The following is an 11,148-nucleotide window of genomic DNA, read 5'->3' as shown; positions in this document are numbered from 1 at the left end:
GGGCCTGAAAATCAAAAGCCCTGCCCGGTTGTATTGAAGTACGTTCACTCATAACGTTTCTATTCCTATTTTGATCAACGACAGATCATTCACAGTCAGTCAACAAACACAAACTCGTTCATACAAAAAATCAGCTGGCAAAAATCGGCAACGGCCAGTTCACCCGCCTGTGGATTCGCTCCGTAGGATTCTGTCTGATAATGAATAAACTGCAGCATCTGCTGCTGTTCTTCCGGACTGGGTTGCCTGGAAAGCGCGATTGCATAAACGTCGTTGACCGTCTGTTCCAGATTTTTCTGTTTATCGGGGCGAACGCGTTTCGCAAATTCTTCCGCCAATTTGCGAATGAAGGGGGAATTCATCATCGCCAGTGCCTGGGGAGGGACCGTTGTCACATTCCGTTTCCCCACACTTTGAATGGCATCCGGGGCATCGAACAGTTGCAGGATGGGAATTAACTTATCGCGTTTCACGGTCAGGTAAATACTTCGACGTCGATCTTCCTGATTCAGCGTCCCCGGCCCAAACATTTTTTTATCGAGGGTGCCGCTGACGGCCAGCAGATCATCTCGAATCACCTCGGCGTCCATGCGGATCGCAGGACGTCGCCACCACAGATGATTCTCCGGATCATGCTTGAGGCCACTTGCATTGGACTGGCCTGACTGCTGATAGACGGAGCTCATCATAATCAGTTTATGAATCGGCTTCAGATTCCAGTTGCCCTGGATGAGCTGAACCGCGAGATAATCAAGCAGTTCGGGATGAGTCGGACGAAAACCCTGTGTACCAAAATCACTGGGGGTCTCGACAATCCCCCGACCAAAATGATGATGCCACAATCGGTTGACCATCACCCGTGCCAGGAGATGCCCGGCTCCCTGGCTGGTATCTGTCAGCCAGTCCGCAAAAGCAACACGCGGATGGCGCGGCTGGTCTGCTTTTGATGGTTCCAGCAGCCATTGTTTTTCCTGAGACTCACCGGTCATTAAGACCTGCAGAAAACCGGGCGCAGCCAACCCGTTTTTGCGATTGGAATTCCCACGCACCAGATAGTAGACCTTGCGTGTATCCTCTCCAAAATTGTATGTCGCCCCTCCCTTACGGGCAGCAAAGACGGGCAGTAAATCGCGCTGGGGATGCTTTTTCATATTTTCCTGTTCCGCATCATTCAGCGCTGCCCAGCCCGCATCATAGGGGGCATACCATTTTAACAGTTCCTGCTGTTGCGGGTCGGTGCGTTTCTCGTTTGACAATGCAAGAATCGTTTGAATTTCTTTGGGAGGCGTCGTGTCTTTCGCTTTAAAGTAAAATCCAGAGGGGCCGGAGGCATTCACAATTTTGACCAGCAGTTCGTTTTCTCCTGCTTTCAAGGCAAGTGTGACTTTATCCTGATCGGCGGCAGCGCCCCCTGTTACATTTTTCGACAGGACCGATTTACCATTCAACCAGACTTTGATGGCGTCATCTCGACCGAGCGAAATTTCAAGCGGCCCGGCCTGCGGGACCTCGATGGTGCGGAAGAGATAATTGGCTGAATTATCTCCCGTTAATGTGTTGTGAATTTTTCCATCGGTCCAGGTTGGCTGAGGGGTCCACTTTAATAAACCTTTAGAGTAGGTCTTTGTGAGATCCACTTTTTTCTCAGGCTCAAAAGGCTGATTAAACGCCTGCAGGAAGTTCGCCGACTTGAAAGGACCAATCGCATGCCAGTCGCTGAGTTTGGGTTGAATGGACTCTGTCGGCCGCTTTTCCAGCCATTCGGCCAGCTTTGCAGGCAAGCTCTCTTTCTCGTATTTCAGCCGCGCGTCTACAAACGGCTTGTGCGTCACGTCAAAGGCGGCTTTCTCTTTGTTATATTTTTCCGGGTTCAGATCGTGCTGATAATCCTGGAATCCCGTTTCTGCGAAAGCGGCAATCATGCGGTAATAGTCATGGCTGGGAACAGGGTCGAATTTATGATCGTGGCAGCGTGCACACCCCAGTGTCAGACCTAACGTTGCGGTTCCAATGGTGTGAATCAAATCGTCTAACTGTTCGTAGCGGCTGCGTTCCCGCTCTTTTTGTGTCTGCTGCGAGGTAAAAGGGCCCGCTGCTAAAAAACCGGTCGCCGCTTGTGACATATAATCTGTGGGGCCCAACTGATCGCCGGCGATTTGCAGCCGGATAAACTGATCGTAAGGCAGATCTTCATTGAACGCCTTAATCACAAAATCACGAAAGTGATAAGCGGCCGGACGATCTCGATCAAACGCATACCCATTACTCTCGGCAAACCGAGAAAGATCGAGCCAGTGCCGGGCCCAGCGTTCGCCGTAATGCTGGCCCGCCAATAAACGATCAATCAGTTTTTCGTAAGCATCCGGCGATGCATCATTAATAAAAGATTCCACCTCTTGCGGTTCCGGAGGCAGGCCCCAGAGATCAAAATAGACACGCCGGATTAATGTTTGTCGGCTCGCCTGTTCATTGGGAGTAATCCCCTGCGCTTCCTGTTTTGCCAGGATAAATTGATCAACGGGAGTTTTTCCCCAGGTTTTATTTTTGGGTAGCGGAGGCGCTGACTGGTTTAATGGTTGAAAGGACCAGTATTCACGGCCTTTCGCGACATCCATTTTCTCTTTTTGTAATTCAGGCGCTTTGCCGTCGCGTGGATCAGGGGCACCCATTTGAATCCACTGCTCAAAGTCGGCAATGACTTGATCAGACAATTTGTTCTTGGGCGGCATTTCGAAGGACTCATGTCGAATGGCGGCAATCAACAAACTGTTCGCGACATCTCCCGGAATGATACTGGGGCCCGTGTCTCCCCCTTTGAGCATTGCGGCGCTGGAATCCAGTAACAGCTCTCCCTCAAGTTTATCCTTCTTTTTCGCTTCGAGGGAATGACATTCATAACATTCATTCACAAGCACCGGCCTGATTTTCGATTCGAAGAATTCGATACCTTCTCTGGTCGGTTGCGTCTTCTCGGCTGGCTCCGCTGAAAAAACGGGAGGGAGCAACAACATCAGCCCAAAGAGGGAAAAAGAACAGGAGCGCAGCATGTAAATCGTCCATTTATTTCTGAGGCGGGAAAATGATGAGAACCAGGTAATTCAAACGAATTACCTCATCCAGCTGGACAGAACTTCGATGTAGATAACCAAATACATAAGCAAGAGCTTAATTATACCAGTGCTCTGATTCGAAGCAAGGATATACCGCACCTTTGAGCACTTAAAACCCGATTGATGGCGGGAACCGTGATTTCGAGCTCCGGATTCAAACAGACTTCTGAGGGCGGGATTGCGTCAAAAAAGCCGCCAAAATAACCAACTCAATCATTCCCAGATTCATGAGCAGGAAACATACCAAATGTACACAAGCCTCTTCCTCTCAGGCACACACTGTTTGCCGATCATTTTTTATCCTGATCTCCCGTAAAACAGGTCGTTTACTTAACGAGGCGTACGCTTCACTGCTTGTGTATTGAACCTTGTCACCAGAAATCTGATCTACGGGGGACAGACAGCTGGGTGAAATCTGGTCAGAGTTAAACGCTCCCGGACCAGATTAAACCCGCTAAAAGGTCTCCGGCCAGTGCCGGAGGATACTTCCAGATTTCACTGTCGCATTACAACGTGATCATTGATATGATTCGCCCCCTATCGCCTGCGAATTGGCGCCGTTCGTAAAACAGCCACGCCGATTCCCCTGTAGACCCACCAATTGCCCGATGAAATCGCTCGCCATTCATCACTGGCCCGATAGAAAAAAGCGACGGAGAACTCTGTCGTGAATTCGATCGGAGTGCGGATTACAACACGATTACTTAACAGCTAAAACCAACTTTTTTTCGGGATAAATGTTCCGTGTGGTCTCAGAAAATTGCGCAGAGGGCGATCATCGTGGCTGGCTGTATGGCCATGATTTACACTCAGCTTACGATGTCGCCAGCGACGATTGAATTCGCTCGTTCCCTCGGTGCAACGGGTTGGCATATTGGTATTCTCGGCGCATTGCCCACACTGATGCTGTTCATGCAGTTTGTGGCGGCGGTTCTCGCCAATCACCTGCAGTATCGCCGCTGGATCTGGTTCTCTTTCTGTATACTCCAACGCTTGATACTGATTCCCGTTGCGGCTGTCCCCTGGCTTTTTCCCGACATGAGCGATCAGGGGTGGCTGTGGATGTTGATCATTCTCACAGCCCTCAATCATGCGTTGATTCATTTTACCACCCCCTTGTGGCTGTCGTGGATGGGGGATTACCTTCCGCATCTCGGGTTGAACCGTTATTGGGGAATTCGCCAGCTGTGGATGTACTGGAGCGGTGCCATCTCCCTGTTAGGAGGCGCCATCTTTCTGGCGGAAAGCGGTCTGGGCATTCAACAGGGATTCGCAGTTCTGATCTGCATCGGTGCAGCGTTTGGAATCATTGACATTCTCGTCTTTCTCAAGGTGGATGAGCCTCCCGTCACTCAGATGAAAGAACCCAAACTGAGAGAAGTGTTCTCGACCCCGTTCCACGATCAGAATTTTCGGTCGTTTATTTCTTTCACCTGCTTTTGGCATTTTGCAGCCATGCTCGGGGCGCCCTTTATCAGTTATTATCTGCTCGATTATATCGGCATGGACGTCTTTCGCCTGTTACTGCTGTGGACCTGTTCCTGGATCGGAGGTGCCATCTTTTCGAAACGCCTGGGACAAATGGCAGAGCATTTTGGCAATCGACCGATGCTGATTCTTTGTACGGCTTTCAAGTCGACCAATATGATCGGCCTGTTATTCTTGCCTCGCGAACCCACCATTGCGTTCTGGATTATGGTGCCCATTTTTATTGTCGACTCGCTACTCAATGCGGGAATCGCCATTGCGAACAACGGTTTCATGCTCAAAAACTCGCCAGCAGAAAATCGGACGATGTTTATCGCCGCAGGCACTGCGGTCGCGGGTATGGTGGGCGGTCTCACCTCCATCCTCGCCGGCGGTTTTCTGGTGCTTAGTTCCGGGTGGAACGCGTCATTCTGGGGAATGGAATTCAACAATTTTCATGTTCTTTTTGCGACCAGTCTCATCATGCGCCTGGTCGCCGCCGTATTTGCCCGTACCATTCGTGAACCCGAATCTCACTGGACTTCGCAGGTTGTCGTCCAGCTGGTAGGTGTGACCCCCTTTCGCATTCTCCGTTTTCCAGTGGGGTTATATCGCTCCTTTCTCTCTGACGATGACCCGTCCCTTTCCCGAAAAGAGAATCGCGACCGCAATAAGCCTTTGAAACCAGAAGAAAACAAGCGACCAACTTAAGCGGTTACCGGAAGCGAAGGTAAACCACTTTGAAAAATTACCAATCAACTTGCTCCACCTGCGCATCCCCAGCTGCAGTTAAAAACATCTCTTCACGTACGTTGCGTCTGTATTAGAAAATTAATTCATTCATCCAGGTGCATTGAAATCAGCTTTTCTGCAATGCATCCCGGATTTCCGTGAGCAGTTTGATCTCCGCTGAAGGTTCAGCCGGAGCTGCCGGAGCCGCGGCTTCCTGCTTTTCAAATCGAGTCTTAGCGGCATTCATCGCTTTGATTACGATGAAAATCGCAAAGGCAACAATGATAAAGTCGAGCACCACGTTCAGGAATGCACCATAATTAATTGACACGGCTTCGATGGTTTTACCCGCTTCATCGACGCTGGCTTTCTTCAATGTGAGAGCAAGGTTGCTGAAGTCCACCCCGCCGATCAGTAAGCCCACGGGAGGCATAATGATATTGCTGACGAACGAAGTCACAATCTTCCCGAATGCGGCTCCGATGACGATCCCGACAGCCATGTCAACCACATTGCCTTTCATAGCAAATTCTTTAAATTCCTGAATCATGCTCATAAGAGTTCCTTTTCCCAAACTGAATTGAATGTTGAAGTAATTACCGTCGGCGGCAGATCATTCGCCAGGTGACCTTGGAGTAAATCGTGAATCAGACAGGTCGCGTTTCCCATGAAACAGAACACATACTATAAAGATCTGAATTCCGATCAAGGCCTGCTTTCGTGAGCACACCAGAGCGCGTCCCCTTGCACCATAGAGCCGCCCATACAATGCTTCTTGAACCGAATGGCCGTGGAGACGCTACAAAAAACCGGGACACACGCTAATACTTGAACCATAAGACAATCACTCCGCTCGCAAAAAAACAGGCAAACGCCACCAGTTTTAACAGCACACAGAAGATTACCTTACTCCACGTGTTCTTTTTCACTCTGGATTCCCACAAACCAGGCGGAAGCGCCCCGACGGGTCCCGCCAGGAAGGCCCATTCGAAGACGAGACTGAGACGACGGCAGAGCAGGTAATACAGGACGAAGAGAATCAGAAAGCAGCACAAGGGAAAATAATCCTGCCAGAAGGAGGTTGTCTTTACATTACGGAACTGAACCGTCGCGAGGACTGGTTCCAGAGCAATAAACAGACAAAGCGGCCAGGTGAAAACGAATTCCTGCGTCCAGTCACTGATGAAGGTGGTTCCTAAAGCCCCGGTGACGAAAGCCAGAATTCGATAACTGAGTGTCCAGGTCCACAAACGGCGATCAGAACGAACCAGATAAGCCGGGATTGCAGCCAGAATGAAACTGCCCAGCAGCAGTCCCGCCGACCAGCAGAACCAGTCCCATAACCAGGCTTGCGAAGGGATATCAAACGCATATTCCGGCTCCACCGAAAGTATTTGTCCCGCCCAGTCGTAATAGTGGTCCTGTGGAATCTCCTCCAGAGTCAAAGTGGCCGGACCAGCGGGCAGCAAAGCAGGCTCCCCCACATAGATGCAAGCCGCCCGGGACTGATTTCGGACATAGACACAACCACGGTGCAGGATGGGGGGTGTCCAGGTCAACTCGCCTGTCAATACAGAACACCGGGCCAGGATTTCACACTGTTTTGGATTTGCGCGCAGCAACATCAACTCACCACGTTCGTTGAGCAGAATCAATTTTCCATCTGCAACAATCATTCCCGCCTGACCGATTTCGTCAGACGTATCGTTGTTAGATCGCTCCGGACGTCCGGAGCCTTGTTCCCACAATTCCTGACCGGTGAGAAAATCAATGCAACGAAACTTGCCGCGTGACGGTCGTTGTGTTTTTGACTGTTGATCAAAAATATCAAACCCGTAGAGCTGATCGTCGACGAGTACGCTTGAAAGCACATCATTGGATAACGTGCCCGATCGCCAGATCTGTTTGAGGGAACTCTGCTGATTCAAATCGGCCGGCACCTCGAATAATTGTGAACCGGATTTGAACGGCGCGGCAATCCATAAATAGGGCTCACGATAAATGGGCCAGGCGGAATGTTCATCGTAACCTTGCGAAAATTCCAGCTCGATCAACAATTCCCCGGTTTGCAGATCATGGACGACCAGCGAATTCTCCAGATAACCGACGACAAGCTGCCGACCGTTTCTCGTGATCGGCATGGCTGGACTGTAGCTGGCAGGTTGATCGCCCGCAGCCCAGACGGTCTTGCCATCCGACAAATTTAAAGCGACCAGACTCGCGCCTGCCCCTCCCACCGGCAGCAGTACAAGCTCACCCACAACGGTCGGCGAACAGGAATAACCAAAACCGGTCCCCCCCGCGCCTTGAAAATCCGTCACGACATTTCGTGACCAGATTAATTTCCCGGTAACCGCATCCAGACAACCAACCAGCCCGCTCGGCGCTGCAAACAGTAAACGTCCCCCGGCCAGAGTCGGTGTCGCTCGCGGCCCCGGATAAACGCCTGCCAGTTCATAAGGCCAGTCGTAGCGATATTCCCAAAGCGTTTTTCCGGTGCGGGCATCCAGACAATAGACGTATTGCCCCTGCAATGTCTGAGCCTGTGTATAAACCCGATCGCCTTGAGCAACAAACGCCGAATACCCCTGCCCTAAATCTTTGACCCATAGAACTGGCGGCCCGGCCTGCGGCCAGCTCTCGGCCAGATGAATTTCCGGCGAATGCGCATCATAATGCACGCCGCGCACCCCTGGCCAACCCTCTTCTTTCGTCCCCGCCGGCAAGAAAGGATTTTGTTCTTCCGCGCGTGAATGGGGAGGCATGACCGCGATCAGCAAGACCAATAGCGCCAGGCAGCTCAACCCGTGACGCGATCTTCGCCAGTTCTCACACGCTTTCAGTAAGAAAATAAATGTCACAGACGGCCCATCATGAATCAGGGAGCGAAGAAATGTCTGATGCAGGATAAACCACTCTGCCAAAGAAGATCGGCGGCGGCCTTTTGCACTTCACTCAGTATATCCGGGCGGAAGTTGTCTGTCACGAAAAATAGCCTGTGTCCAGGTTTCCTGCCACGTCTCCTGGGGCATTTGGACCGAGTATATTAGAATGAGAGACGCTATGGTTAAATGGGATGCGCTCTAGAACATCATTCTCGCATACGGCAAACTCACCCAGTCGGGTTGTGCATTGCCAAATCACGACTCAATGGACTGCTCAAATACCGTTAACCGGAGTGCCGTCTTTGATTTTGTCGGTGGGGTACATCTCCGCGCGTTTTGTGTTGTATGAAAGGCTGCTGAAGACGGCGAGGCTGCGATCCCGAAACGGCAGGGAGCCGCGGTGGGAACTTATTGCATTTCGAGTTCTTTGTATTTGGCGGCTTTATCAAGCACCGTTCCCCAGACTCGATTGGAGGCCTGATGCCGGGAGGGACCAAAATTAATGATCGGGCCGATTCCCAGATCAAGATTGTTAATCTTCTCCAGCGAGTTGATCACATTTTCGGTCGTCAGCGCTTCACCCGATGCTTCCACTTTTTTCAAACCTTCCACCAGGCACTCTGCCGCAATAAATCCTTCGAGGGAAACAAAACCGGGCTTTGAAAGCGGAAAGTATTTTTTCATGGCAGCGCGGTAGCGTAAAACCCCGGTCGCACTGGAAAGATAATAGGGGACCACCTGTGTGACGATCACTCCTTCCGCATAACCGGGCCCCATTTCTTTGAACTGCTGCGCCAGGAGTTCACTGCCCACGAAAGAAACTGCGGCCGACTGGATGTTGAGTTTGCGATCTTTCAACTGCTGCACGATCAGCGCCGCCGGTTTATAGGTGGCCACCATAATCAGAGCATCGATCCGATCTTTGTTCTTTTCGATTTCATTAACGGCAGTCGCGATCTGCGTGGTATTCCGGTCATAGCCGACGCGGAGAATATTTTCCGGTAGAATATTGTATTTTTCCAGCGCTTTGGCGACACCGGCAAAACCATCATCGCCGAAGGAATCGTTTTGAGCGAAAACGGCAATTTTATCGGGCGCGAGACGTTTCTTCTCCACAAAATAATTGACCATCGCTTCCGTTTCATCAGCATAACTGGCGCGATAATTAAAAACATAGCGGTCCGGGGGATCACGTCTTAATTTTTGCGCGCCGGTGAAAGGAGCAAAAAAGAGATATTGGTTTTCATTGGCATAAGGCACGGTAACTTCCGCAGTAGGCGTACCCACATTACCGACGACGGCAAAAATTTTATCCTCTTCAAAGAGTGTTTGCATATTTCCCAGCGCCTGAGCGGGCTCATAACCGTCATCTTTCACAATCAGTTCAATCTGACGGCCTTTGATCCCCCCTGCCTCATTGACCGATTTGAAACAGGCCTGCATCCCCATCACCATGTTATGGCCCAGCTCCTGATTGGCACCGGTCATGGCAGTCGAGGTGCCTAACAGAATTTTGTCCGCAGTAATCCCTTGAGCCATTTGCTGAGGCTGCGCACTTTTTTCGTGTTTGCCGTCTTTGTCAGGATGCCCTTTTCCATTCCAGGTAAAATAGGAAACCGAAGTCAGCAGCACCAGGATCATCGGGAAGAAGACCGTGTTGAAACTGAGTCCGCGCCGCCGACGTTTAGCCGGGACGCGAGCCTGTGAACCTGCGAGTTCTTCCTGACTGAGAACTTGTGTGGCATCCAGTTTCTCTAATTCGGAGATTAAGGATTTTAAATCGGTCAGCATTTCCTCGGCGGCCTGATATCGGTCTTCCGGCTTCTTGGCCATCGCCTTGGCGATGATCGCGGCACACTTATCGGGAATTCGGGAATTCACAGCGCGCGGATCAAGCACCTCGGCATGACAGTGCGCATACATGATCTGCACAATGCTGCCCGCATCCTCATAAGGATGATCGCCTGTCAGTAAGGTGTAGTAGGTTGCCCCCAGAGAATAGATGTCGCTGCGGTTATCAACGGGTTTTGATTCACACTGTTCGGGACTCATGAAGTAAGGCGTCCCGATTAACTGCCCGTCCTGAGTCAGTTGCTGCGACTGCTGGACGACGCCTTTGGCCAATCCAAAGTCAGCCACCTTGATCGTGCCGTGTTTTGACTGCAGCAGGTTGCCCGGTTTAATGTCCCGGTGTATGAGCCCGGAAGAATGTGCCACCATCAGCCCTTCACAGGCGTCTGCAATAATGCGTGTGGATTCCAGGGGAGAATAGGGACCAATCTGTTCCAGATGATCGTCGGTACTTCCCCCGGTCATCAGTTCCATCACAATATAATGGATGTCGTCCTGCTCTCCAATTTCGTGAATCGAAACCACATGCGGATGAGCCAACCGGCCGGCCGCCTTGGCTTCCGCCAGAAATCGGTCGAGCATCTTTTTGTCGGAAGCCAGTTCTGCGGGCAGCAATTTGATTGCCACATCCCGCTCGATGGTCGAGTCATGCGCCTGATAGACAACCCCCATCCCCCCCTGGCCCAACAGTCCCGTGATCTGATACTTCCCTACGGAACGGCCGATCCAGGCTGCCGCTTTTGCAGCGGAGGGACCGCTGGTCTGCCGGGGAGATTCGCCAGCTCCGCTGTCGATCCCGATCATCGTTTTATCTATCTGGTTAATATTAATGGGCGGAAATTCGTCGACGGTCTCTTCATCACCCGTTCGATTATTAAAACCTTCGTCTGACACTGGTCAGTTCCCTCAAATCGATTGTCTCATAGATTCAAACGGCAGCCCGATAACGGACAGGCTTTCTTGCTTGCCACTTTTCCCGACTGCCCGAAAATAACATTGTCTGGCTCAAAACTCATTCAAAAACAAGCAAAACCGGCCAACACGATTCATTATCCCGCCGCTAAAACAAGGTTTTTATAGATATACAGAATCATCGTTCATAA

General features: G+C 51.0%; 5 protein-coding genes. 1 reads left to right on the top strand and 4 read right to left on the bottom strand.

The window, feature by feature from the left end; genetic code table 11:
* Positions 1 to 95: 95 nt before the first annotated feature.
* On the bottom strand, positions 96 to 3,047 hold the full coding sequence (locus Q0294_RS16205; RefSeq protein ID WP_299467532.1) for a PSD1 and planctomycete cytochrome C domain-containing protein: 2,952 nt from the start codon (positions 3,045 to 3,047) through the stop codon (positions 96 to 98).
* A gap of 807 nt (positions 3,048 to 3,854) precedes the next feature.
* Between Q0294_RS16205 and Q0294_RS16200 the strand changes: the two genes are divergently transcribed.
* Positions 3,855 to 5,288: an MFS transporter gene (locus tag Q0294_RS16200; protein WP_299467530.1), complete on the top strand. Its 1,434-nt coding sequence runs from the start codon at positions 3,855 to 3,857 to the stop codon at positions 5,286 to 5,288.
* Positions 5,289 to 5,436: 148 nt separating this feature from the next.
* Here the strand turns inward: Q0294_RS16200 and mscL are convergent, their stop codons facing one another.
* From mscL to Q0294_RS16185, 3 genes are all read right to left on the bottom strand, one after another.
* Positions 5,437 to 5,865, bottom strand: a complete 429-nt coding sequence (gene mscL, locus Q0294_RS16195) for a large-conductance mechanosensitive channel protein MscL (protein WP_299467528.1) — start codon at positions 5,863 to 5,865, stop codon at positions 5,437 to 5,439.
* 265 nt (positions 5,866 to 6,130) lie between these two features.
* Positions 6,131 to 8,170, bottom strand: a complete 2,040-nt coding sequence (locus Q0294_RS16190; RefSeq protein ID WP_299467526.1) for a PQQ-binding-like beta-propeller repeat protein — start codon at positions 8,168 to 8,170, stop codon at positions 6,131 to 6,133.
* A 432-nt stretch (positions 8,171 to 8,602) separates the two neighbouring features.
* Positions 8,603 to 10,939 (bottom strand): ABC transporter substrate-binding protein, encoded by a 2,337-nt coding sequence (locus Q0294_RS16185; RefSeq protein WP_299467524.1) that lies wholly within the window; start codon positions 10,937 to 10,939, stop codon positions 8,603 to 8,605.
* Positions 10,940 to 11,148 lie beyond the last annotated feature (209 nt).

It is taken from the genome of uncultured Gimesia sp. (assembly GCF_937919775.1).
Taxonomy (GTDB): Bacteria; Planctomycetota; Planctomycetia; order Planctomycetales; family Planctomycetaceae; genus Gimesia.
Note: the sequence above shows the minus strand (reverse complement) of the source record. Positions and strands in the feature narration are given on the sequence as shown.

What these genes read in the sequence shown, in the direction of transcription:
- Q0294_RS16205 (WP_299467532.1), bottom strand. Translation starts at nt 3,047, where the DNA reads ATGCTGCGCTCCTGTTCTTTTTCCCTCTTTGGGCTGATGTTGTTGCTC.
- mscL (WP_299467528.1), bottom strand. Translation starts at nt 5,865, where the DNA reads ATGAGCATGATTCAGGAATTTAAAGAATTTGCTATGAAAGGCAATGTG.